This window comes from Reyranella sp., assembly GCF_004297265.1.
Taxonomy (GTDB): Bacteria; Pseudomonadota; Alphaproteobacteria; order Reyranellales; family Reyranellaceae; genus Reyranella.
In genome coordinates, this window is sequence record NZ_SCUT01000058.1 from 22,284 (window position 1) to 44,003 (window position 21,720).

The window sequence follows — 21,720 nt, forward strand, 5'->3', positions numbered from 1 at the left end:
ACTAGGCCGGGATCGCGAACACGGTGATCGCCATGACCACATAGACGGCGATGAGCTGAACGCCGGTGAACCAGGTGGATTTACCGTCCACGATCAGGATCGAGGCGACGAAGGTGGCGGCCAGGACCAGAAACACTTCGACGCCAGAGAAGGCCAGGGTGAGCGGCTCCGGTGCCACGACGAGGCTGAGCAGCACCAGCAGCGGCGCCACGAACAGGGCGATCTGTGTGCTGCTGCCGATGGCGATGCCGATCGCCATCTCCATGCGGTTGCGCATGGCAACCAGCACCGCGGTGCTGTGTTCGGCCGCGTTGCCGACCACCGCCACCACCACGACACCGACGAACAAGTTGGAGAGGCCCAGGGCCGCGGAGGCATGCTCGACAGTGCCGACCAGGATCTCGCTCATCCAGACGATCAGCAGCGTGACGGCGGCCATGACGCCGACCGTCAGGGAGACGGGCCAGGTCGTTCCGTGAGGCTCCTCATCGCCGGCCCGCTCCTCGCCTCGGAAGAGATCGGCATGGGTGCGCAGAAGGAACAGGAGGCTGAGCACATACACGACCAGCAGCACCGCCGAGACCACGACGCTGAACGCTACAGAGCGGCTCGCCATTTCGCTCGAACCCGTGGCGGCGAAGACCGACGGCACCAGGATCGCGATGGCGGCCAGCGCCATCATGCCGATCTGCGTGCGCACACCGATGGTGGCGAAGCTCTGGATCTTGTAGCGCAGGCCACCCGCCAGGAATGCCACTCCCAACACCAGCAGCAGATTGCCGATGATCGAGCCGGTGAGCGACGCCTTGACGACATCCAGCATGCCGGCACGCAGCGCCACCAGGGCGATGATCAGCTCGGCGGCATTACCCAGGGTGGCGTTGAGCAAGCCGCCGATCCCCTCGCCGAGGCGCGCCGCCAGCTTCTCCGTCGCCACGCCCAGCAGGCCGGCCAGCGGAACGATGGCGACGCAGGCCAGCACGAAGACCAGGAGTGGCGCGTCGGGTCGCGCATGATGCATCCCGGCAGCCACCGGCACGGCCAACAGCAGCCACGACAGCGGCGCCTCGGCCAGCACGCGGCGTACCGTCTTCATGGTTGGCCCGACCCGGCCGTCAGCGCTTCGGCAGCCGGCTCGCCTCTACTGCGACCGCCCGATCGATCACCGTGAACAGATAGGCGTCGGGTGAAAGCGTGCAGCCGCCGCGTACCAGGTGCGCAAGCTGGGCGCCCCGTTCACCGTCGGGGATCGTGACACCGCGATGCCGGGCAGCATGTTCCGCCAGGAAGACGGTCAGGGCGACGCGCTGGTCCGGCGGCAGGATATGGGCTTCCCGGCAGGTCACATAAGCCGCCCTGTCGAAGGTCAGGGTCGCGGTCTGGGCGTCTACGGTCGAAGCACCGGCGGTCAGAATGCCGAGCGCGGTCAGTACGGCAAGCGTCCTGCTTGTCATGCGGCGTCCTCCAGGCTCAGTTCTTGTTGCCGATGGCCGTGCCACCGATATAGCCGACCGCACCGCCGATCAGGCCGGCGCCCACGACCTGTCCGAAGCTGCCGCCGGAGACCATGCCGATGCCGGTGCCCAGGGCCGCTCCGGTTACTGCGCCCTTTTGGCCGGGCGACATGCTTTCGAACTGGTCGCAGCCGCAAGTCAGGCCTGCCACGGCAATAAACAGAAAGATGGTACGCATCACGACGCCTCCCCTTGCAATGACCATTGTGAGCGGCCCGGCCGCGCGCCGTCTTGACTTAAATCAAGGTGGCGTCATGTCGGCCTTGCCCCAGCTGCTGTCTGGATTGAAGACGGTGATCGCCCCAGCCCGCTGTGTCGTCTCCTCCCCCAGGTCCTTTTCGTAGACGTCACTGTCGTTGCTGATCATGAAGGTCATGACGCCGGTCTCGCCGTAGCGCACGGGCCACGCGATGACGGCGAAGCCGCCCATCATGCGGTCGCGGATGAGGTAATCGCGCGCTCCGCCCGGCGCATCGGGACCCTGACTGTAGAGCAGTCGAAAACGATAGCCGTTGTAGCCGTCGCGCTCGACATCGCCCAACTGAGCCTTGGCGAGCAGCGGACCCAGCGGGCTCGGCGGCTCGCCCGGCTTCGTCTCCCAGTAGAGCCCGTTCTTCCGGCCTGGCGAACTCACGAGGCGGCGCGCATAGACCGGCACGCCGATCTTCATCGGGTCGAGCGCCGCGTAATCGCGCTGCGCGTCAACGATCGCCAGCAGGGTCTGGATGACGGCGAACTCGTTGCGGCCGATGACGCGCGCCGCCAACTCCAGGCGGCCGGCCTCGACGTCGTAGCGCCATGCGTCGCCCTGCTTCACGATCGGGATGGGCGAGATCCAGCCCGTCGTGCCGGCCCCGACCAGCGCCTTGTCGGGCGTCTCCTGGATGATCTTGTGGTTCTCGTCCCAGGCCTTCAGGAAATTGACCCGCAGCTCGTCGTCCTGCCAGTCGCTGCCAGGGATCAGCGCGTGCCAATCGACGCCGAGAATTGCCGTGATGGCCTTGTCGTCCTGCATGCGGATGGCGTCGGTGAGGGCGTCGGCCGCTGCCTCGGGCGTCGGGAAGCTCTTCAGCTGCGGCGCCGGTGCCTGGGCGAAGGATGCGCCGAGCAGGCCTGCATACAGACCGAGCGCGGCCAGGAACCGGGAAACCCATCTCGTCATCGCCGACCTCCACCGCCGCCGCCCCGCTGTCCGCCGCCGCCACCGCCGCTAGGACGTCCGCCACCCCCGCCGCCGCTCGGGCGACCTCCACCGCCGCCGCTCGGACGTCCGCCGCCTCCACCGCTGGGACGCGAGCCTCCGCCGCTGCGCTGCTGCTGTGCGCGGCCGCGCTGGGCTTCGCGATTCACCGCGCCGCCACGATTGACGCCGCCCAGGGCACCACCGCCGCTGCCACCGGGGCGCTGCCCGGCCCCGGCACCGGCCCCGACACCGGGACGCTGCGCAGGACGCTGCGCGCCACCAGCGCCCGGGCGGTTGGCCCCGGCACCGCCCGCCGGCGTTTGGGCGGGACGCTGGACCTGTCCTCGGAACTGTTCGCGTTGCTCCGCACCTGGCCGGTTCTGGCCGAACTGTTGCCGCGTCGCCGGATCGCGATAGGCGACGCCGCGCCGGTGATCCACCTGGTGCTGCCAGCGGTCGCCGGCACCGATGTTGTTGCGATTGAAGTTGCGGTCGATGTTCACGGCGCGATTGACGTTCACCGTCGTGTAGCTGTTGCCCCAGCCGCCGCTGCCGTAGCCCCAGCGCCAGCCGCCGAACAGGGCGCCCGCCGCCGCTATACCGGCGCCCCACACCAAGCCGCGCAGCAGCGCGCCGCCCAGCGGCCAGTAGGTCGGCGGATAGGCCGGCTGAGACCAGGCGCCGTAGGCGGTGTTGGGATCGTAGCTCGGGACATAGACGACCTGGGGGTTGGACTGCGCGATGGCATAGACAGTCTCGCTGCCCTGCGTCTCGGTCGACACCGTGTATTGCGGGCCGGCGCCGGTCTTCAACGTGCCCGCCGCGGCGGCCTTGGCACGAAGCCGCTGGATCGAGGCCGCGACATCGGCCTGCTGGCCGAGCAGCGCGTCGCCCAGCTTCTGCGTCCAGTCGAGATGCTCGTTCATCTGCTTCAGGACGGACGGGAATGCGACCAGCGACTTCACGCTGACGTCCCAAGTCTTGTCGGCCACGGCAGCCACGGCGGCATCGCCCGTCGGGCCGGGGTTGGCCTGCTGCCAGCGCGCAGCCTCGACGATTTCCAGTGGATAGGTCGCGGCCATCAGCACCTGTGACAGCAGCGCGTCATCGTAGAGCGCGATCGGCGCCAGGATCTGGTCGAGCTCGGCCGGCGAGAAGAGCTTCTTCTCGGGTGTCGCAGATGCGGGAGTTGGCGTGGAGGCAGGCGCCTGCGCCAGGCCGGGTGACGCCGCCACCGTTGCTGCCGCCAGCGACAGGAGGAGCAACTCCCGTCGGCTGCAGGAATTTCGCTTCAAGCTGTCCCCTCCCCTTTGGTGGCATCGTGTACAGCCCAGCCGCCGACGCATTGACATTGATCAACGGGACGCCAAAGGACAGGCGTCATATTCTTTCATAGAGGAACATGATGAACCCGCAGCGCCTTGCCCTGTCTATTATCACGACCCTGGCCGCCGTCGCGATGGCGGCGTGTCACGACCAGCAAACGATCGAAGGCACGTCGTCGCGTACTCTCAACGTGGCCGGCAAGCGCATGAAGGCCAACCTCTCGCCCACCGGCACGCCGAACGAATTCGACCTGCTGATCGTGCGCGACGCCATCGTCATTGATCCCGATCCGGCGAGCGAGCGTGCCCGCGGCGAGGAAGCCGCAACCCGAGTCACCCGCGAGGTCTGCAAGGTCCGGAGCCTCAACCCGCAGATCGTCAGCGAGCGCATGGCCGACGAGATCAATTATTACGTCCGTTTCCGCTGCGTGTGACGCGCATTCACTTTGGCCTGAGTGCGACATCCCCTGTTCACTTGATTAAGGTCAATGACGCAGTGCAGCGTAAAGGGGATGAGGGGCAGATCTTCCGGAACCCGGGGAGCGCCGTCATGGCAGACCGAGCCAGCCTCAACTTCTTCCAAGAATACTGGATCGACGCCTGGCAGAGGTCGATCCTGACGCTCGACGTGCTGCGGGAGCGCGGCAACACCTTCGTCGCACGCGCGGCCGAGGATGCGCCGCACGTGCTGGGTTTCGCCTTCGACGTGGTGCTGGACGGACGCACCCTCCCCCGCCCGGTGAACTACGTTCTCGTCAGCGTGAAGCCACCCGAGGGTACGGTCATCGACCCGGCCAAGCCGCCCTACGTGGTCGTCGACCCGCGCGCGGGACACGGACCCGGCATCGGCGGCATGAAACAGGAGAGCGAGATCGGCGTAGCCCTCGCCGCGGGCCACGCCTGCTACTTCGTGGGGTTCCTGCCCAAGCCCATGCCGGGGCAAACGATCGCCGATGTCTGCGTCGCCGAGGCCGCGTTCCTCGAAGCCGTCGCCGCGCGCCATCCCGAAGCGGAGAGCAAGCCAGTGGTGGTCGGCAACTGCCAGGCGGGCTGGCAGATCATGATGACCGCCGCCATCCGTCCCGATCTGTTCGGCCCCATCCTGCTGGCGGGCTCGCCGCTTTCCTACTGGGCGGGAGTCCGGGGTCGCAATCCGATGCGGTATCTCGGCGGCACGCTGGGCGGCACATGGCTCACCGCCCTCGCCGGCGACCTCGGCAACGGCACGTTCGACGGGGCGAACCTCGTCGCCAATTTCGAGTCGCTCAACCCGGCGAACACCTACTGGGAGAAGCCCTACAATCTCTATGCGAAGGCCGACACCGAAGCGGCGCGCTTCCTCGACTTCGAGACCTGGTGGGGAAGCCCCGTGACCCTGAACGCCGGCGAGATGCAATGGATCGCCGACAACCTCTTCGTCGGCAACAAGCTCACCTCGGGAGACATCCTCACGGCCGATGGAACCCGCGTCGACCTGCGCAACATCCGCTCGCCGATCATCGTGCTGTGTTCCTGGGGCGACAACATCACGCCGCCCCAGCAGGCGCTGGGCTGGATCACCGACCTCTACGATCACGAAGACGAGATCGTCGCCAACGGTCAGACCATCGTCTACACGCTGCACCAGACGATCGGCCATCTCGGCATTTTCGTGTCGAGCAAGGTGGCAACCCGGGAGCATGCCGAGTTCGCCTCCTGCATGGAGATGATCGACCTGCTGCCGCCTGGCCTCTACGAGGCGGTCATCACCGAGATCGACGAGAAGACGGCCAATCCCGGCCTGATCAGCGGCAAGCACCTCTTCCGGCTGGAAGCGCGCACGCTCGACGACATCCGGGCCCTGGGCGCGAACAGCGACGAGGACCAGCGGCGGTTCGCCACCGCGGCGCGGGTTTCCGAGATCGGCACCGGCCTGTACCGGACCTTCGCCCAGCCGGCCGTCCGGGCGATGGCCAGCGAGCAGTCGGCCGATCTCCTGCGCGAGACTCATCCGCACCGGATGCGGTTCGCCGCTTTCTCGGATGGCAATCCGTTCATGGCGCCGGTCAAGCCGCTGGCCGATTCCATACGCGCCGACCGCAAACCCGTCTCGCCGGACAATCCCCTGCTTACCATGGAGAAGGTCGCAGCCACCTGGATCTCGACTTGCTGGGACAGCTACCGACTGGCCCGCGATGCCATGACGGAAGCGATGTTCCTCGGGACCTACGGCTCGCCCGCCCTCCAGGCGATGGTCGGGCTCGCAGCCGAAGAGACACCGGCGCCAAAGCATCCGGACCGCGCCCAGGAGGCCATCGCCGTGGCCTGGCGTGCGGAGCTGGACAAGAAGTTCGAGGTCGGCGGTCTGGTCGAGGCCGTAATCCGCTCCATCATGTATGTGCGCCGGCCGCAACGGAGCGTCGACGAACGCGGCTTCACGGTGCTGCAGGCCGTGCGCCGCATGCAGCCCGCGAACCGCCGCCTCAGCTTCGGCGAGCTGAAGACGCTGTTTCGCGAACAGTACTTGCTGTTGCATCTCGACGAGGAGCGAGCGGCTCGGGCCATTCCCCTCCTCCTGCCCGACGATCCGGACCAGCGGTCGCAAGGATGGCAGGTCGTCGAGGAAGTGCTCGGGGCGTCCGGCGACCTGTCGCCGGAAGGGACCGAGCGAACCGCCCGCCTCCGCCAGCTTTTCGCAGAAACTCGGCCTTAGCGCGGACTTCAAGAGAGGATTTGACGTGACAGCACCGACGGCACGGCCGCATGACAAATACGACCGGCTGATCGCCGTCGCACGCCGGCATCCACCGATGGTCACCGCCATCGTCCATCCCTGCGATGCGGTTTCTCTCGAGAGCGCCGTGCTGGCCGCGAGCAGTGGTCTCCTGAAGCCAATTCTCGTCGGACCTTCAGCGCGCATCCTCGATGTCGCGCGCAAGGCCTCCCTCGATATCGGCGCTTTCGAGATCGTGGACTCGAGCCACAGTCACGATTCCGCCGCCAAGGCGGTCGAGCTCGTGCGCTGCGGGCGTGCCGAGGCGCTCATGAAGGGCAGCCTGCATACCGACGAACTGATGGGCGCCGTCGTCTCGCGGACGGATGGCATCCGGACCGCGCGCCGCATCAGCCATTGCTTCGTCATGGACGTACCCGGCCACGACCAGGCGCTCATCATCTCCGACGCCGCCGTGAACATCGCGCCGACGCTCGATGACAAGGTCGACATCGTCCAGAACGCCATTGATCTCGCCCAGGCGCTCGACATCGCCGAACCGCGCGTCGCGATCCTGAGCGCGATGGAGACGGTCAACGCCAAGGTCGCCTCGACGATCGATGCCGCGGCGCTGTGCAAGATGGCCGAGCGTGGCCAGATCAAGGGGGGAATCCTCGACGGGCCGCTGGCGCTCGACAACGCGATTAACGTCGAGGCAGCCGCCATCAAGAACATCGTCTCGCCCGTGGCAGGCCGGGCCGACGTGCTGATCGTACCCGACCTCGAGGCCGGCAACATGCTGGCCAAGAGCCTCACCTTCCTGGCCGGCGCCGATGCAGCGGGCATTGTCCTCGGCGCTCGCGTGCCGATCATCCTGACGAGCCGCGCCGACTCCGTCACGACGCGCCTGGCCTCCTGCGCCGTGGCCTGCCTGGTCGCGGCGGCACGGCGAGCGAACGCGGCAACCGCAATCCCCTGAGGACCCATGAACGAACAGACCCGCCCCATCCTCGCCAGCAAGAAGGCCCTGGTCGTCGGCATCGCCAACGACCAATCCATCGCCTACGGTTGTGCCAGGGCCTTCCGTGAAGCCGGCGCCGATATCGCCGTCACCTGGCTCAACGAAAAGGCGCGCCCCCATGTCGAGCCCCTCGCCCGCGAACTCGAGGCGCCGATCACGGGCGCCCTGAACGTCGCCGAACCCGGCCAGCTCGAAGCCCTGTTCGAGCAGATCGAACGGAAATGGGGCCAGCTCGACATCCTGGTGCATTCGATCGCCTTCGCCCCGATGGCCGACCTGCAGGGCGGCCTGCTCGACTGTTCGGCGGAGGGTTTCGCCAAGGCCATGGACATCTCCTGCCACTCGTTCGTCCGCATGGCGCGCCTGGCCGTCCCGCTCATGAAGGACGGCGGCACGATGTTCGCGATGAGCTACTACGGCGCCAACCGGGTCGTGCCGAACTACAACGTCATGGGGCCGGTGAAGGCCGCTCTCGAAGCCTCCTGCCGCTACCTCGCCTATGAGCTGGGCCCGCAGCGCATCCGCGTCCATGCGATCTCGCCCGGCCCCCTGAAGACCCGCGCCGCGTCCGGTCTCAAGGATTTCGAGCTGCTGCTCAACGAAGCGGCCCGCAAGGCGCCGCTGGGCGAACTCGTGGACATCATGGACGTGGGCTACACATGCGCCTATCTCGCCACGCCCTTCGCGCACCGCGTGACCGGCGGCACCGTCTATGTCGACGGCGGCACCAACATCGTGGCCTGAGTGGGACGGGACATGGACAAGACTGGCTGCATTGCCGTCCTCAACGCCGGCTCCTCGAGCATCAAGTTCGCGATCTACGACGCTCACGAAGATGGCACGGAACTCTTCCACGGCCAGGTCGAAGGCCTCGGCACCCGCCCCCGCCTGCGGATGCATACGGCGGACGGCGCCGTCGTCGCCAAGCGGGACTGGCCGGACAACGGGCTCGACCATCGCGGGGCCACCGCCGAGATCATGTCGCTGGGGCGCGAGCTGCTGGCGGGGCGCCCCGTGCTGGCGTTCGGCCATCGGGTCGTCCACGGCGGCACCGCCTATGCCGCGCCGATCCGGATAGACGACGCCGCCATGACGGAACTCGCGAAGCTCGTGCCGCTGGCGCCGCTGCACCAGCCGCACAACCTCGCGCCCATCGCGGCGATCCTCGAAGCGGCCCCGCACCTGCCGCAGATCGCCTGCTTCGACACGGCCTTCCATCGCAGCCAGCCGGCCCTCGCCCAGCAATTCGCCCTGCCGCGCGCGCTGACGGCCGAAGGCGTCAAGCGCTACGGGTTCCACGGCCTGTCCTACGACTATGTCGTGGGCCGCCTGCAGGAGACGGAGCCGGCACTGGCCGGATCCCGCCTCATCGTCGGCCATCTCGGCAACGGCGCCAGCCTTTGCGCGATCCGGAACGGACGGAGCGTTGCCAGCACCATGGGCTTCACGGCGGTCGACGGGCTGATGATGGGGACCCGCACCGGCGCACTCGATCCGGGCGTACTCCTGTACCTGCTGGAGGAACGCGGCTACGACGCGAAGGCCATCGAGGATCTGCTCTACCGCAAGTCCGGCCTGCTGGGCGTGTCGGGCATCTCCTCCGACATGCGCACGCTCCGTGCCTCGGCCGCGCCGGAGGCCCGCGAGGCCATCGACCTGTTCGTCTACCGCATCGTCCGCGAGATCGGCTCCCTGGCGGCCGCCCTGGGCGGCGTCGACGGCATCGTCTTCACCGCCGGGATTGGCGAGCACGATCCAGCGACACGCGCCGAGATCGCCGCCGGGTGCCGCTGGCTGGGCTTGACGCTCGATCCGGGTCTCAACGCCACCGGCGAGGGCCGCATCAGTGCCGAAGGATCGACCATGTCGGCCTGGGTCGTGCCGACCGACGAACAACGCATGATCGCCCGCTACACGAGAGCGGCTCTGCGCTCGTGACCTATGGTGCTCGGGCTCCCGGACACCCCGAACGAGCGCCGGCCCGCCGATCCGTCATTCCGTGACCCCAACCCATGAAGCAGGGCCGGTCTGGGAATCATGCAGGCTTATTGAGAGGCGCGGCCAGTCAGGCAGGCTCCGCGAGCGCCCTGGCTGAGCCGGTCTCAAGGACAAAGGCACGCAGCTCGGCCATTCTGCCGTCGCGGAACCGCCACACGTCACAATACGCATGTTGTGCGGTTTTCCCGTCATTGTCCTTCAAGGTGATCTCGCCGAGTGCCGCGACGAAGTCACCCTCGGCGATCATGCGGGCGACGTTGAATATGGGTGGCTCTCTATACGCGGTCGCCATCCATTGACGAACGGCTTCCTTCCCATTCAGTGTCCTGTCACCCACGAAAGTCCATTCCGTATCCTCGGTGCAGAACGTCAGGAATTCTTCGTAGTTGCCGGCGACGATTGCTGCGTTGGCCTTTTCCAGGACCTTTTTATGAGTCTCCGACATTGAATGTCTCCTCCTGGTGCATCGCGCATTTAGGTGAAAGTAGCCCGCTTCGGGGGCACCCGGCGCCATCATGTTGACCATTACCTTGTCGGGCTGAGGTCAAGCTGCGGGAGAACTATCAAGTCGCCGCATCAGGGTACCAAAGGACAGAACCGAACAGATTTTGTCCTACAGGCATGCCGTGGCGCAGACTTGGCGTTCCCTACGGGATTCGAACCCGTGTCGCCGCCGTGAAAGGGCAGTGTCCTAGGCCTCTAGACGAAGGGAACGAAGCCGAAGAGCGGGTGAGATACCGGCTTGAACGCCGGAAATCAAGCGAGCACAGAGCCTGCGGTGGCGGCGGCGTCGTCGATCTGCAGGCGGACCGTTTCGCGGCCGCCGAAACGGTCGATTTTCAGCGATCCGGCGACATGCAGCACGGGCCGCGCGGGATCCATCAGGGCCGGTCCCAGCGCGCTCTGGTTGGCCCGGAAGGCGATCGCGTCGACCCGGCCGCGCTCGGCGCCTTGCAGCGTGCAGCGGACATGCCCCTCGCCCACCGGCTGGGCATAGCTCACGCGGACGCCAGTGAGAGCGAAGCGCGGTTGCGCATTGCCTGCCCCGAAGGGGCCGGCGCGCTCGATCATCGACACCAGCTCCGCCGTGGCGGCGGCCGGCGCCAGGGCGGCGTCGATCCCCAGTTCGCGGACCGGCGGCGCGGCACCGAGCTGGGGCGCGATCCGCTCGTCGAGGAAGCGCGTCAATTCAGGCAGCGACTCGCGCGTCACGGTGAGGCCTGCCGCCATGGCATGGCCGCCGCCATTGACCAGCAGTCCGGCCTGCCGGGCCGCGATCACGGCGGCGCCGAGATCGACGCCACGCACCGAGCGGCCCGAGCCCTTGCCCAGCGCGCCATCCATGCCGACCACGAAGGCCGGCCGGCCGTAGCGCTCGACCAGGCGGCTGGCCACGATGCCGATCACGCCGACATGCCAGCCTTCACTCTCGACCAGCAGCGCCGACGGCAGGTCCTTGGCGTTCGGCCCGTACAGGCCTTCGATTCGCGTGATCGCCTGGTCGAGGACCTCGCGCTCGATGGCGCGGCGCTCGGCGTTGAACTCGTCGAGCCGGACGGCGAGCGCACCGACCTCGTGGGGATCGTCGCTGGAGAGCAGGCGCGCGCCGAGATCGGCCTGGCCAACGCGGCCACCGGCATTGACCCGCGGTCCCAGCAGGAACCCCAGGTGATAGGCCTCCGGCGCCTCCCTGAGGCGCGCCACGTCGGCCAGCGCCGAAAGCCCGGCGTTGCGCCGTTGCGCCATCACCTGCAGGCCCGCCCGTACGAGCGCGCGATTGACGCCGAGCAAGGGGACGACGTCGCAGACCGTACCCAGCGCCACGAGGTCGAGCCATTGGCGCAGGTCGGGCTCCGGCCGCGACGCGCCGTACCAGCCCGCCTCGCGCAGCGCGCGATTGACGCCGACGATGAGGAGGAATGCGACGCCGACGGCGGCCAGATGCTTGTGCGGGCTCTCGTCGTCCAGACGGTTGGGGTCGACCACGGCCACCGCCTCGGGCAGCGCGATCTCGGCCATGTGGTGGTCGATCACGATCAGGTCGAGGCCGGCGCGCCTGGCTTCGGCCAGCGGCTCGAAGGCGGTGATGCCGCAATCGACCGTGACGACGACGGACGCCCCCTCCTCCCGGATCTTCAGCAGCGCCGGCGCATTGGGGCCATAGCCTTCCTTGCGGCGGTCCGGGATGTAGACGCCGATATTGCCGCCGACGGCCCGGAAGAACCGCAGCAGCAGCGCCGACGACGTCGCGCCGTCCACGTCGTAGTCGCCGAACACGACGATGCGCTCGCCCGTCTGCACGGCGCGTACCAGGCGTCCGACCGCGGCATCCATGTCCTTGAGGTGCGATGGGTCCGGCAGGAACCTGCGCAAGGTCGGCTCGAGGAAATCGCCGACCGCGTCGAGGCCAACGTCGCGCGCCGCCAGCAGACGGCTGATGGCATCGGGTAGCCCGTGGCGTTGCGCGATGGCCAGCGCCTGACGCTCGTCACCGAGCCGCGCGGCCCAGCGCTTTCCCGTCAGCGAGCGCTCGACACCCAGAAAGGCCGGGCGCTCGTTTCTTGAAACTTCGGACATGCGGCCACCTTAGCCTAGCGCGCGGTGGATACGCGCCGGGGAGTCGGCCGATCGAACCGGGCTTACGCCCAGCTGGGCAGGCCGGTCTTGATCGAGAAATTGTGGTGGGCGGACACCCAGCGCACCGTGCCGGTCTTGGAACGCATCACGATGGAGTGCGTCTCGGCGCCGTTGTGGAAGCGGCGCACGCCCTTCAGCATCGAACCCGAGGTAACGCCGGTGGCCGCGAACATCACGTCGCCCTTGGCCATGTCCGTCATCGAGTACTTGCGGTTGAGATCGGTGATGCCCCACTTCTTGGCGCGGGCCTTCTCGTCGTCGTTGCGGAACAGCAGGCGGCCCTGGATCTGGCCGCCAATGGCGCGCAGCGCCGCCGCCGCCAGCACTCCTTCCGGCGCGCCGCCCGAGCCCATGTAGATGTCGATGCCCGAGTCGCCGGTCGAGGTGGCGATCACGCCCGACACGTCGCCGTCGCCGATCAGCATGATGCGCGCGCCCGCCTCGCGGACCTTGGCGATCAGTTCGGAATGGCGCGGGCGGTCGAGGATGCAGACCACGAGATCGTTGACGTCGACCTTCTTCGCCTTGGCAAGGTCGCCGAGGTTCTGCGCCACGCTCTTGTCGAGATCGACGATGCCATCGGGAAGGCCGCCGCCGACGGCGATCTTGTCCATGTAGACGTCGGGCGCGTTGAGGAACCCGCCATGCTCGGCCATCGCCATGACGGCCAGCGAATTGGGCAGGCCCTTGGCGGTGATGGTCGTGCCTTCCAGCGGGTCGAGCGCGATGTCGATCTTCGGTCCGCCGCCCATGCCGACCTTCTCGCCGATATAGAGCATCGGCGCCTCGTCGCGCTCGCCCTCGCCGATCACGACGGTGCCTTCGATGTTCAGCGAATTGAGCGAGGTGCGCATGGCGTCGACGGCGGCCTGGTCGGCCGCCTTCTCGTCACCGCGACCCATCAGCTTGGAGGCCGCAAGGGCGGCCGCCTCGGTCACCCGCACCGCTTCCAGTGCGAGGTTGCGGTCCATCTTGCCGGTCTCTTCTCTCATGTCGGCCATCGTCTCCTCCGCGGCGTCTCTCTTCGCCCTCTAGAATGCCTCGATCCTGATCACGCACGGCTCCTCGGCGACGGCGCCGAGCTTGGCGATGCGCGCCAGGGCGCGCTGCATCGCAGCCTCTTCGGTTTCGTGTGTGGTCAGCACCACCGGCACCTCGCCCGACTCGGAGCGGCCGCGTTGCAGCATCGATTCGAGCGAGATGCGTTCCTTGGCGAGCGCACCGGACACAGCGGCGATCACGCCCGGCCGATCCTGCACCATCAGGCGCATGTAGTAGGCCCCGACATGGCGGTCCATCGGCGAGGCCTTCTTGGTCGCGAGCTTGTCGGCGGGAACCACGAACGCCGGCATATGCCGTCCGCGCGCCACATCCACCAGGTCGGCGACGACGGCCGAGGCGGTCGGCCCCTGCCCGGCGCCGCGGCCCTGGAACATCGTCGTGCCAACGAAGTCGCCCTCGACGACAACGGCATTGAACACGCCCTCGATATGGGCGATCGGCGTGTCGAGCGGCACCATGCAGGGATGCACGCGCTGCTCGATGCCATGCCGCGTCTCGCGCGCCAGCCCCAGCAGCTTGATGCGGTATCCGAGCTCCTCCGCGAACTCGATGTCCATCGAGGTGATGCGGCGGATGCCTTCGACATGGACGCCCGCAAAGTCGACCCTGGCGCCGAACGCCGCACCGGTCAGCACCGCGAGCTTGTGGGCGGCATCGATGCCGTCGACGTCGAAGGTCGGGTCGGCCTCGGCGTAACCCGCGGCCTGCGCCTCGGCCAGCACGACGTCGAAGTCGCGGCCGGTCTCGCGCATGGTCGTCAGGATGTAGTTGCAGGTCCCGTTGAGGATTCCGTAGAGCCGCTTCACGCGGTTGCCGACGAGGCCCTCGCGCAGCGCCTTGATGATCGGGATGCCGCCCGCCACCGCAGCCTCGAAGGCGAGAATGCGCTGCTTCTTTTCGGCCGCCGCGGCGAGTTCCGCGCCATGCAGCGCCAGCAGCGCCTTGTTGGCGGTCACGACATGCTTGCCCGAGGCCAGGGCCTTCTGGACCAGCCGGCGGGCCACGCCACCGGAGCCGCCGATCAGCTCGACGACGACGTCGATGTCCGGCGCGGTCGCCAGCGCCATCGGATCCTTCTCCCAGCGCAGGCCGGTGAGGTCGATGTCGCGCTTCTTGGCCTTGCTGCGGGCGCTGACGGCGACGACCTTGAGGGGCCGTCCGCCACGCAACGCGAGAAGCCGGCCATGTTCGGCCAGCAGCTTCACCACGCCTGCACCCACGGTGCCGAGCCCGGCGATGCCGATCCTGAGGGGAGAATTCATGGGCGCCTGATACGACAGGATGGGGTCAGGCGCGAGCCTTGATCGGTGTGATGTTGTCCCCAACGCCGCGCAGGTAGAGGTCGATGGACCGGCCCGGGTCGGCCAGCACCTGCCGGATGTTGCGCACGGCCTGGCGGATACGGTGCTTGTTCTCCACCAGCGCGATGCGGACATGTGCGTCGCCATGCTCGCCGAAGCCGATGCCCGGCGACAGGGCCACGTTGGCCTGGGTCAGCAGCAGCTTGGAAAAGGCCAGCGATCCCAGCTCGGCGAAGTCCTTGGGTAGCGGCGCCCAGGCGAACATGCTGGCCGACGGTGACGGCAGGTCCCAGCCCGCGCCCTTCAGCCCCTCGATCAGGACGTCGCGGCGCTCTTTGTAGGTATTGCGCGCCTCGACGATGCAGTCCTGCGGCCCGTTCAGTGCCGCCGTCGCCGCCACCTGGATCGGCGTGAAGGCGCCGTAGTCGAGGTACGACTTGATGCGGGTCAGCGCCTGGATGAGCGTCTTGTTCCCGGCCGCGAAGCCCATACGCCAGCCGGCCATCGAGTACGTCTTGCTCATCGAGGTGAACTCGATGGCGATGTCGCGCGCACCCGGCACCTGCAGCACCGATGGCGGCGGCACGCCGTCGAAGTAGATCTCGGCATAGGCAAGGTCCGACAGGATCCAGATGCCCTGGCGTTTGCAGAAATCGACGATGGCCGCATAGAAGTCGAGGTCGACGACCTGGGCTGTCGGGTTCGACGGGTAGTTCAGCACCAGCGCCAACGGCTTGGGTACGGCATGGCGCACCGCCCGCTCGAGCGCCGGCAGGAATTCCTCGATCGAGGTCGAGCCAGGCACCGGAATGTGGCGCACCGAACCACCGGCGATGATGAAACCGTAGGGATGGATCGGATAGCTGGGATTGGGCACCAGCACCGTGTCACCCGGCGAGGTGATCGCCTGCGCGAGGTTGGCGAGCCCTTCCTTCGAACCGAGCGTGACGATGATCTCGCTCTCAGGGTCGAGTTCGACGCCGAAGCGGCGCGCGTAATAGGCGGCCTGCGCCTTGCGGAGGCCCGGGATACCGCGCGAGGCGGAATAGCCATGGGCGCGCGGATTGGCCGCCGCCTCGGCGAGCTTGGCCACGATGTGCGGTGCGGTCGGCAGGTCGGGATTGCCCATGCCGAGGTCGATGACGTCCTGGCCGGCGGCGCGGGCACGGGCCTTCATGGCGTTCACTTCCGCGAACACGTAGGGCGGCAGGCGCTTGAGGCGGTGAAATTCCGAGTCGTCCATGTCGTTCTTCCTTCGGCGCCTAGAAGTCGATGAAGACGTCGACGCGCCGGTTGGCGGCGAGGCCGCGGGCGGTACTGGTCCGGTAGATCGGCTCCTCGTCGGAAGCCGCTTCCGCGACAATCTGGCCGGTCGGCACGCCGAGCCGGCGCAGTTTATGGGCGATCGCCAGCGCGCGACGGCGCGACACATCGAAATTGTCGCGGTCCTGCGCGGCATGCGCCACGATGCGCACGATGCCGCCATTGTCCCGCTGGATCTCGGCCACTTGCGCGAGCACGGCGGAGTCCACGCCGTCCAGGGCCGTCGAAGACGGTCCGAACTGAATCACGGCCACCTGCAGCGATCCCTCGAACGGCGGCGACTTCAGGGCGCTGAAGGGAACTTCGCCCGACTGCGCCATGGCGATGTTGGCCTTGACCGGCGTCGGATCCGCACACGCATCGCCGGCAGACTCGGTGAACGCGACCACCAACGGCGCCAGCGTCATGACCGAGCCGACGTCGATGCCCGTCGGCATCCAACCCGGCTGCGGCGCGAAGGCCTTGTTCGGATCCGTCGGCGGCGCAGGAGCGGCCGGTGCTGGCGTGGGCTCGGGCGCTGCAGCCGGCGGCGCACCGGTCGTTATCGAGCCCGGCTCAGCTCCAGGCGGTGTCCAGCCGGGCGGCGGGCTGAACGCCCTGTCCGGATTGCCAGAAGGGGCCGGTGTCGCCGGTGCCGGAACGGGCGCAGGCGTGGCCGCGGGATCGGGCGCTGCAGACGGCGGAGACATCGGTGCGCTCGTCACAGGGGCCGGGGGCGGCACGGGAGCCGAGACTGGGGCCTGATCGGACGTGATCGTTCCCGCGCCCACCGGCGGCGCCCCGACCGGGGCTGCCGCGGGAGGCGTCCCTTCCTGCTTCTCCCTTGCCTTCTCTTCCTTGTCAGCGGCCTCCCGCTCGAGGCGAGCTTCGCGGTCCTTCCGATCGCGTTCCGCCTGCTCCTTCTCAATGGCCTCGCGCTGTGCCTTCTGGCCACCCTTGGGAGAAATGATGGAACCGATCGCCGGCGCAGCACGGTCGTCGCCTCCAACAACTCCAGCGTCATATTGCGGATTGGCCGGCGCAGCCGGAAGGCTCGCGGATGGCTGGACGCCCTTTTCTGCACCGGGACGCGGCGGAGGACCGGCCGGCGTCGAGCCGCCGATCCAGTCGCAGCCAGCCAGGAGGGCGAGCGCAGACACGCCAAGCAGGCCGAGCCAGCGGCCCCTGCCGTTCGTGTCCTGGTGTCGCTGCATCGTCATCACCCGCTGTGTACGCTGAAACTCGATTTCCCGCCTGTTTAGCGGAGACCGAGAGGAAATTTGACCCGTCAGTTGTCGCATCCTACCTATGAAAGGCAAGTGGCGGCCCGGGTCGTCACTAGCTATGGTACCGGGGCGTTGAATTTACCGCAAGAAACGCCACAAAGGCAATGATTCGGAAGGGGAAACGCATGTCGGATAGTCCTGCCCCCGCAGCCCTCGGCGGTCTCTCTCCGGAGGAATCCGAGAAGCTCCAGGAGGCTTTCAAGGATATCGCGACGCGCAGCCAGAAGCTGCTGCAGGACTTTTCCCAACGCTATCAGGCCGACGGCCAGCGGCCGGCCGACCCGCTCCACCTCACCCAGACCTTCATGGACTTCACGGCCAAGATGCTGGCCGATCCGAACCGGCTGGTACAGGCCCAGGTCGAGCTGTGGCAGCAGTACATGAAACTCTGGCAGGTCACGGCCCAGCGCATGATGGGCCAGCCGGTGGAGCCCGTGGCGGAGCCAGCCCGCGGAGACAAGCGCTTCAACGACCCGGCCTGGAGGGATGAGGTCGTCTTCGACTATCTGAAGCAGTCCTATCTGCTGACGGCTCGGTGGCTGCAGGGCACCATCAAGGAGGTGGAGGGCGTCGACGACAAGACCGCCCGCAAGGTCGACTTCTACACGCGCCAGTTCATCGACGCGATGTCGCCGTCGAATTTCGCCATGACCAACCCGCAGGTCGTCAAGGCGACCGTCGAATCCAAGGGCGAAAACCTGCTGAAGGGCTTGCAGAATCTGCTCAGTGACCTCGAGCGCGGCAAGGGCAGGCTTGAGATCCGCCAGACCGACATGGATGCCTTCAAGGTCGGTGGCAACGTCGCCACCTCGCCCGGCAAGGTCGTCTATCAGAACGATATCATCCAGCTCATCCAGTACGCGCCGGCCACCGAGGAGGTCTACGAGATCCCGCTGCTGATCGTGCCGCCGTGGATCAACAAGTTCTACATCCTCGACCTCAAGCCCGAGAATTCGTTCATCAAGTGGGCGACCGAGCAGGGCTACACGGTGTTCGTCGTGTCCTGGGTCAACCCGGACGAGCGCCTCGCGAAGATGTCGTTCGAGGACTACATGAACCAGGGTCCGCTCGCCGCGCTCGACGCCATCGAGAAGGCGACGGGACAGCGCAAGGCCTCGGCGATCGGCTATTGCATAGGCGGCACGCTGATGGCCGCGACGCTCGCCTACATGGCCGCCCGCAACGACGACCGGATCGTGGCCTGCACCTTCTTCACGGCGCAGGTCGACTTCAGTGAACCGGGTGAACTCGGCGTCTTCATCGACGAGAATCAGCTCGCGAACGTCGAGGAGATGATGGGCAAGAAGGGCTACCTCGAAGGCAGCGAGATGGCCACGACCTTCAACATGTTGCGCGCCAACGATCTCATCTGGTCGTTCGTCGTGAACAACTACCTGATGGGCAAGGACCCCTTCCCTTTCGATCTTCTGTACTGGAATGCCGACGCCACGCGCATGCCGGCGGCGATGCACAGCTACTACCTGCGCAACATGTACCAGAAGAACCTGCTCAGCCAGCCGGGCGGCATCGTTCTCGACAACGTGCCGATCGACCTGCGCAAGATCCGGATTCCGGTCTACATCCAGGCCGGCAAGGAAGACCATATCGCGCCGGTTCGTTCGGTCTACAAGGCGACCCAGCTGTTCAGCGGACCGGTACGGTTCATGCTGGCAGGCTCCGGCCACATCGCCGGCGTCGTCAATCCGCCGCGCAACAAGAAGTACCAGCACTGGCTGAACGAGACGGCGACGAATCCGCCGACGCTGGCCGAATGGCAGGCCGGCGCCAAGGAGTTCCCCGGCTCGTGGTGGAACGACTGGGACAAGTGGCTGTCGGCCCTCTCCGGCCCGAAGGTCCCGGCCCGCGTGCCCGGCACCGCCGGACTTCCCGCGATCGAGGATGCACCCGGCAGTTACGTGAAGGTGCGGTCGGGGACTTAGCGTTTCCAGTCCGGCGCGGGGACACCCATCTTCTTGTCACGAAGAAGTTTTTCGATGATGGCGACCCCGGTCGCGTAGTCGCCCTTGTCGCAATCAGTGCGCGCGCCGATCCGGGTCATGTTCCGGGCACCGTCGGTCGATCCCTCGCCCCGGCTCTGGCCGTAGTAGTCGAAGTATTTGATCAACTGGTCGCAGCGGGTCTTGCTTGGGGGAACCTGCGCGAACGCCACAGGCACCGCAATTGCCGCGGCAACAAGCAGGAGGAGGATCGACGGGACAAGAAGAGAGTGCATGCGCAACGAACGCCGTTGTGGCTCGGCGAGTTCCGGGGCGCGCGCTCGTGCCGCGCCTACTCCGCAGCCTCGGGCCGATCGGCCATGTACCGCTGCCCGAGCCGCACATAGGCGGCGGCAGACCGCCGGAAGGATTCGATGTCCTTCTCGGTGATGTCACGCATCTTCACCGCGGGATTGCCGGCCCACAGTTCACCCTTGCGCACGATCTTGCGCGGCGTCACCACCGCCCCCGCCGCGACCATCGCGCCGGTCTCGACCACGGCCTCGTCGAGCACCGTGGAGTGCATGCCGATGAAGGCGTCGTCCTGCACTTCGCAGGCATGCAGCAGCGCCAGGTGACCGACCGTGACGTTGCGGCCGACGACGGTACCAACGCCGCGCGCTGCGATGTGGATCACCGTTCCGTCCTGGATGTTGGAGTTCTCGCCAATCCTGATACCGGGCCCGTCGCCGCGCAACACCGCGCCGAACCAGATGCTGCAGTTCGCGGCGACCTCGACCTCCCCGATCAGAGTGGCATTGGGCGCCACGAAGGCCGTGCTGTGGACCCGGGGCACGAAGCCGTTGAAGGGCACGATGAGACCGGACATCGGATCGCAACTCCACAAAAACGAAGGGCGCCCTGAGGCGCCCTTCGAGGATATCGGAAACGCGGGTTTAGCGCTTCGAGAACTGGAAGCGGCGACGCGCACCGGCGCGGCCGTACTTCTTGCGCTCGACCACGCGGCTGTCGCGAGTGAGGAAGCCGTTGGTCTTCATCGCGCCGCGCAGGCCGGGCTCGAACTTCGAGAGCGCCTGGGCGATGCCGTGACGGACCGCGCCCGCCTGGCCCGACAGGCCGCCGCCCGAGACGGTGGCGATCACGTCGAACTGGCCGTTGCGCTGCGACACGTCGAACGGCTGCTGGATCATCATGCGCTGCGTCGGACGGGCGAAGTAGATCGTCTGGTCGCGGCCGTTGACGATGATTTTGCCGGTGCCGGGCTTGACCCAGACGCGGGCGACCGCGTTCTTGCGGCGGCCGGTGGCATAGGCGCGCCCCTGTGCGTCGATTTCCTTCTCGCGCGGAGCGCCGGCGATCTGGGCGACGGCGGCCGGAGCCTTCTTCAGTTCGGCAAACGACGAAAGTTCGGTAGCCATGTTAGCCGATCCTCGAGTTCTTGCGGTTCATAGCGGCGATGTCGAGCTTCTCGGGCTGCTGGGCCTCCTGCTCGTGGTTCGGTCCGGCATAGACGCGCAGGTTCTTCATCTGCGCGCGGCCGAGCGGGCCGCGGGTGATCATGCGCTCGACGGCCTTGATCAGGACGCGCTCCGGGAAGCGGCCTTCGAGACGCTTGCCCAGGGTCTCGCCCTTGATGCCGCCGGGATGGCCGGTGTGCCAGTAGAAGACTTCGCGCTCGGCCTTGCGGCCCGTGAGGCGCACCTTCTCGGCGTTGATCACGACGATGTTGTCACCGCAATCGATGTGCGGCGTGAACGTCGGCTTGTGCTTGCCGCGCAGGCGCATGGCGATGATCGTGGCGAGCCGGCCGAGCACGAGACCGTCGGCGTCGATCAGAAACCACTTCTTCTGCACTTCGGCAGTCTTGATACTGGCAGTCTGGTGGGTGAGGGCTTGCATGGGTCTTTCTTCCAATGAGCGCGCGCTTATGAAGAGAGATGTCAGGCTTGTCAAATCGCCAAAATAATCAGAACAAAATCAATGACTTATAGGCGCGGTATTATATTACCCCGCCTCTAAAGCCTTGGGCGGAATGGCATATGTCACTGTCGCGTGCGCGACGGGTTCGGGCTTGCCGTCGCTGTAGATCGTGAAGTCGCCGACCGCCAGGGTCCTGCCGAGCTTCATCAGCCGCCCCTCCCCGATCAAGTCAGCGGGCTCCGGCTTGCGCATGAAGTTGATGTTGAGGTTGGTCGTGACCGCCAGCGCCACCGGCCCGAGCTGGCCCAGGATCAGCAGGTAGAAGCCGCAATCGACCAGCCACATCAGGGTCGGGCCCGAGATCGTGCCGCCGGGTCGGAGGTGCCGCTCGTGCGTCGGCAGGCGCAGGCGGATGGTTTTGTCGTCGAGATGCTCGATGGCAAGGCCGAGATGCGCGGCCTGCGGGAAGTGCTCGTCGAGGAAATTCATCAGCTCGACCGGCGACATCACCGGCATGACGC

The 21,720-nt window shown here is 67.1% G+C and carries 22 protein-coding genes and 1 tRNA gene; 6 read left to right on the forward strand and 17 right to left on the reverse strand.

Annotation, left to right across the window (positions count from 1 at the left end; all coding sequences use genetic code 11):
* Position 1: 1 nt before the first annotated feature.
* From cax to EPO41_RS26145, 5 genes are all read right to left on the reverse strand, one after another.
* On the reverse strand, positions 2 to 1,096 hold the full coding sequence (gene cax / locus EPO41_RS26125) for a calcium/proton exchanger (RefSeq protein WP_296331834.1): 1,095 nt from the start codon (positions 1,094 to 1,096) through the stop codon (positions 2 to 4).
* 19 nt (positions 1,097 to 1,115) lie between these two features.
* Positions 1,116 to 1,454, reverse strand: coding sequence for a hypothetical protein (locus EPO41_RS26130; protein WP_296331836.1), 339 nt, complete (start codon positions 1,452 to 1,454; stop codon positions 1,116 to 1,118).
* A 16-nt stretch (positions 1,455 to 1,470) separates the two neighbouring features.
* Positions 1,471 to 1,692, reverse strand: a complete 222-nt coding sequence (locus tag EPO41_RS26135; protein WP_296331838.1) for a hypothetical protein — start codon at positions 1,690 to 1,692, stop codon at positions 1,471 to 1,473.
* A gap of 63 nt (positions 1,693 to 1,755) precedes the next feature.
* Entirely contained in the window at positions 1,756 to 2,676 is a 921-nt protein-coding gene (locus EPO41_RS26140) for a DUF2950 domain-containing protein (RefSeq protein WP_296331840.1), read from the reverse strand.
* Positions 2,673 to 3,992: a DUF3300 domain-containing protein gene (locus EPO41_RS26145; RefSeq protein WP_296331842.1), complete on the reverse strand. Its 1,320-nt coding sequence runs from the start codon at positions 3,990 to 3,992 to the stop codon at positions 2,673 to 2,675. The genes EPO41_RS26140 and EPO41_RS26145 overlap by 4 nt, the downstream gene beginning before the upstream one ends.
* Before the next feature lie 107 nt (positions 3,993 to 4,099).
* Between EPO41_RS26145 and EPO41_RS26150 the strand changes: the two genes are divergently transcribed.
* The 5 genes from EPO41_RS26150 to EPO41_RS26170 all read left to right on the forward strand — a co-directional run bounded on the left by EPO41_RS26150 (position 4,100) and on the right by EPO41_RS26170 (position 9,673).
* Entirely contained in the window at positions 4,100 to 4,456 is a 357-nt protein-coding gene (locus tag EPO41_RS26150) for a hypothetical protein (RefSeq protein WP_296331844.1), read from the forward strand.
* Positions 4,457 to 4,572: 116 nt separating this feature from the next.
* Complete coding sequence (locus tag EPO41_RS26155) at positions 4,573 to 6,714, forward strand: DUF3141 domain-containing protein (RefSeq protein ID WP_296331846.1); 2,142 nt, start codon at positions 4,573 to 4,575, stop codon at positions 6,712 to 6,714.
* A 25-nt stretch (positions 6,715 to 6,739) separates the two neighbouring features.
* A complete protein-coding gene (locus EPO41_RS26160) occupies positions 6,740 to 7,693 on the forward strand; it encodes a phosphate acetyltransferase (RefSeq protein WP_296331847.1) in 954 nt (317 codons plus the stop codon).
* A gap of 6 nt (positions 7,694 to 7,699) precedes the next feature.
* Positions 7,700 to 8,479 carry an enoyl-ACP reductase FabI gene (gene fabI, locus EPO41_RS26165; protein WP_296331850.1) on the forward strand — a complete coding sequence of 260 codons (780 nt, stop codon included), beginning with the start codon at positions 7,700 to 7,702 and terminating at the stop codon, positions 8,477 to 8,479.
* A 12-nt stretch (positions 8,480 to 8,491) separates the two neighbouring features.
* Positions 8,492 to 9,673, forward strand: coding sequence for an acetate/propionate family kinase (locus EPO41_RS26170; protein WP_296331852.1), 1,182 nt, complete (start codon positions 8,492 to 8,494; stop codon positions 9,671 to 9,673).
* A 127-nt stretch (positions 9,674 to 9,800) separates the two neighbouring features.
* Here the strand turns inward: EPO41_RS26170 and EPO41_RS26175 are convergent, their stop codons facing one another.
* The 7 genes from EPO41_RS26175 to EPO41_RS26205 form a co-directional block, all read right to left on the reverse strand.
* Entirely contained in the window at positions 9,801 to 10,178 is a 378-nt protein-coding gene (locus EPO41_RS26175) for a nuclear transport factor 2 family protein (protein WP_296331854.1), read from the reverse strand.
* A 193-nt stretch (positions 10,179 to 10,371) separates the two neighbouring features.
* Positions 10,372 to 10,447 (reverse strand) — tRNA-Glu (locus EPO41_RS26180).
* Positions 10,448 to 10,489: 42 nt separating this feature from the next.
* Positions 10,490 to 12,310 (reverse strand): single-stranded-DNA-specific exonuclease RecJ, encoded by a 1,821-nt coding sequence (recJ, locus tag EPO41_RS26185; protein ID WP_296331855.1) that lies wholly within the window; start codon positions 12,308 to 12,310, stop codon positions 10,490 to 10,492.
* A 62-nt stretch (positions 12,311 to 12,372) separates the two neighbouring features.
* Positions 12,373 to 13,371: a class II fructose-bisphosphatase gene (gene glpX, locus EPO41_RS26190; protein WP_296331857.1), complete on the reverse strand. Its 999-nt coding sequence runs from the start codon at positions 13,369 to 13,371 to the stop codon at positions 12,373 to 12,375.
* A 30-nt stretch (positions 13,372 to 13,401) separates the two neighbouring features.
* Positions 13,402 to 14,694, reverse strand: a complete 1,293-nt coding sequence (locus EPO41_RS26195) for a homoserine dehydrogenase (protein ID WP_296331859.1) — start codon at positions 14,692 to 14,694, stop codon at positions 13,402 to 13,404.
* A 25-nt stretch (positions 14,695 to 14,719) separates the two neighbouring features.
* Positions 14,720 to 15,976 carry an LL-diaminopimelate aminotransferase gene (locus EPO41_RS26200; RefSeq protein ID WP_296331860.1) on the reverse strand — a complete coding sequence of 419 codons (1,257 nt, stop codon included), beginning with the start codon at positions 15,974 to 15,976 and terminating at the stop codon, positions 14,720 to 14,722.
* Between the two features lie 19 nt (positions 15,977 to 15,995).
* Positions 15,996 to 17,255 carry an OmpA family protein gene (locus tag EPO41_RS26205; protein WP_296331863.1) on the reverse strand — a complete coding sequence of 420 codons (1,260 nt, stop codon included), beginning with the start codon at positions 17,253 to 17,255 and terminating at the stop codon, positions 15,996 to 15,998.
* A gap of 191 nt (positions 17,256 to 17,446) precedes the next feature.
* Here EPO41_RS26205 and phaC point away from each other — a divergent pair, with 191 nt between their 5' ends.
* Positions 17,447 to 19,261: a class I poly(R)-hydroxyalkanoic acid synthase gene (phaC, locus tag EPO41_RS26210; RefSeq protein ID WP_296331865.1), complete on the forward strand. Its 1,815-nt coding sequence runs from the start codon at positions 17,447 to 17,449 to the stop codon at positions 19,259 to 19,261.
* Here the strand turns inward: phaC and EPO41_RS26215 are convergent.
* From EPO41_RS26215 to EPO41_RS26235, 5 genes are all read right to left on the reverse strand, one after another.
* Positions 19,258 to 19,554, reverse strand: coding sequence for a hypothetical protein (locus tag EPO41_RS26215; protein WP_296331866.1), 297 nt, complete (start codon positions 19,552 to 19,554; stop codon positions 19,258 to 19,260). The two genes, phaC and EPO41_RS26215, sit on opposite strands and share 4 nt — an antisense overlap.
* Before the next feature lie 56 nt (positions 19,555 to 19,610).
* A complete protein-coding gene (locus EPO41_RS26220) occupies positions 19,611 to 20,147 on the reverse strand; it encodes a gamma carbonic anhydrase family protein (RefSeq protein WP_296331868.1) in 537 nt (178 codons plus the stop codon).
* 67 nt (positions 20,148 to 20,214) lie between these two features.
* On the reverse strand, positions 20,215 to 20,697 hold the full coding sequence (gene rpsI, locus EPO41_RS26225; protein ID WP_296331870.1) for a 30S ribosomal protein S9: 483 nt from the start codon (positions 20,695 to 20,697) through the stop codon (positions 20,215 to 20,217).
* Between the two features lies 1 nt (position 20,698).
* Positions 20,699 to 21,178, reverse strand: coding sequence for a 50S ribosomal protein L13 (rplM, locus tag EPO41_RS26230; RefSeq protein ID WP_296331872.1), 480 nt, complete (start codon positions 21,176 to 21,178; stop codon positions 20,699 to 20,701).
* Between the two features lie 105 nt (positions 21,179 to 21,283).
* Positions 21,284 to 21,715, reverse strand: a complete 432-nt coding sequence (locus EPO41_RS26235; protein ID WP_296331874.1) for a PaaI family thioesterase — start codon at positions 21,713 to 21,715, stop codon at positions 21,284 to 21,286.
* Between the last annotated feature and the right edge of the window lie 5 nt (positions 21,716 to 21,720).

Bases quoted from the DNA above. Each gene is read 5' to 3' on its own strand.
- recJ (WP_296331855.1), bottom strand. From the start codon at position 12,310: ATGTCCGAAGTTTCAAGAAACGAGCGCCCGGCCTTTCTGGGTGTCGAG.
- EPO41_RS26200 (WP_296331860.1), bottom strand. From the start codon at position 15,976: ATGGACGACTCGGAATTTCACCGCCTCAAGCGCCTGCCGCCCTACGTG.
- fabI (WP_296331850.1), top strand. From the start codon at position 7,700: ATGAACGAACAGACCCGCCCCATCCTCGCCAGCAAGAAGGCCCTGGTC.
- EPO41_RS26205 (WP_296331863.1), bottom strand. From the start codon at position 17,255: ATGACGATGCAGCGACACCAGGACACGAACGGCAGGGGCCGCTGGCTC.
- EPO41_RS26170 (WP_296331852.1), top strand. From the start codon at position 8,492: ATGGACAAGACTGGCTGCATTGCCGTCCTCAACGCCGGCTCCTCGAGC.
- EPO41_RS26155 (WP_296331846.1), top strand. From the start codon at position 4,573: ATGGCAGACCGAGCCAGCCTCAACTTCTTCCAAGAATACTGGATCGAC.
- EPO41_RS26150 (WP_296331844.1), top strand. From the start codon at position 4,100: ATGATGAACCCGCAGCGCCTTGCCCTGTCTATTATCACGACCCTGGCC.
- EPO41_RS26140 (WP_296331840.1), bottom strand. From the start codon at position 2,676: ATGACGAGATGGGTTTCCCGGTTCCTGGCCGCGCTCGGTCTGTATGCA.
- EPO41_RS26135 (WP_296331838.1), bottom strand. From the start codon at position 1,692: ATGCGTACCATCTTTCTGTTTATTGCCGTGGCAGGCCTGACTTGCGGC.
- phaC (WP_296331865.1), top strand. From the start codon at position 17,447: ATGTCGGATAGTCCTGCCCCCGCAGCCCTCGGCGGTCTCTCTCCGGAG.
- EPO41_RS26215 (WP_296331866.1), bottom strand. From the start codon at position 19,554: ATGCACTCTCTTCTTGTCCCGTCGATCCTCCTCCTGCTTGTTGCCGCG.
- EPO41_RS26220 (WP_296331868.1), bottom strand. From the start codon at position 20,147: ATGTCCGGTCTCATCGTGCCCTTCAACGGCTTCGTGCCCCGGGTCCAC.
- glpX (WP_296331857.1), bottom strand. From the start codon at position 13,371: ATGGCCGACATGAGAGAAGAGACCGGCAAGATGGACCGCAACCTCGCA.
- rpsI (WP_296331870.1), bottom strand. From the start codon at position 20,697: ATGGCTACCGAACTTTCGTCGTTTGCCGAACTGAAGAAGGCTCCGGCC.
- cax (WP_296331834.1), bottom strand. From the start codon at position 1,096: ATGAAGACGGTACGCCGCGTGCTGGCCGAGGCGCCGCTGTCGTGGCTG.
- EPO41_RS26235 (WP_296331874.1), bottom strand. From the start codon at position 21,715: ATGCCGGTGATGTCGCCGGTCGAGCTGATGAATTTCCTCGACGAGCAC.
- EPO41_RS26195 (WP_296331859.1), bottom strand. From the start codon at position 14,694: ATGAATTCTCCCCTCAGGATCGGCATCGCCGGGCTCGGCACCGTGGGT.
- rplM (WP_296331872.1), bottom strand. From the start codon at position 21,178: ATGCAAGCCCTCACCCACCAGACTGCCAGTATCAAGACTGCCGAAGTG.
- EPO41_RS26130 (WP_296331836.1), bottom strand. From the start codon at position 1,454: ATGACAAGCAGGACGCTTGCCGTACTGACCGCGCTCGGCATTCTGACC.
- EPO41_RS26175 (WP_296331854.1), bottom strand. From the start codon at position 10,178: ATGTCGGAGACTCATAAAAAGGTCCTGGAAAAGGCCAACGCAGCAATC.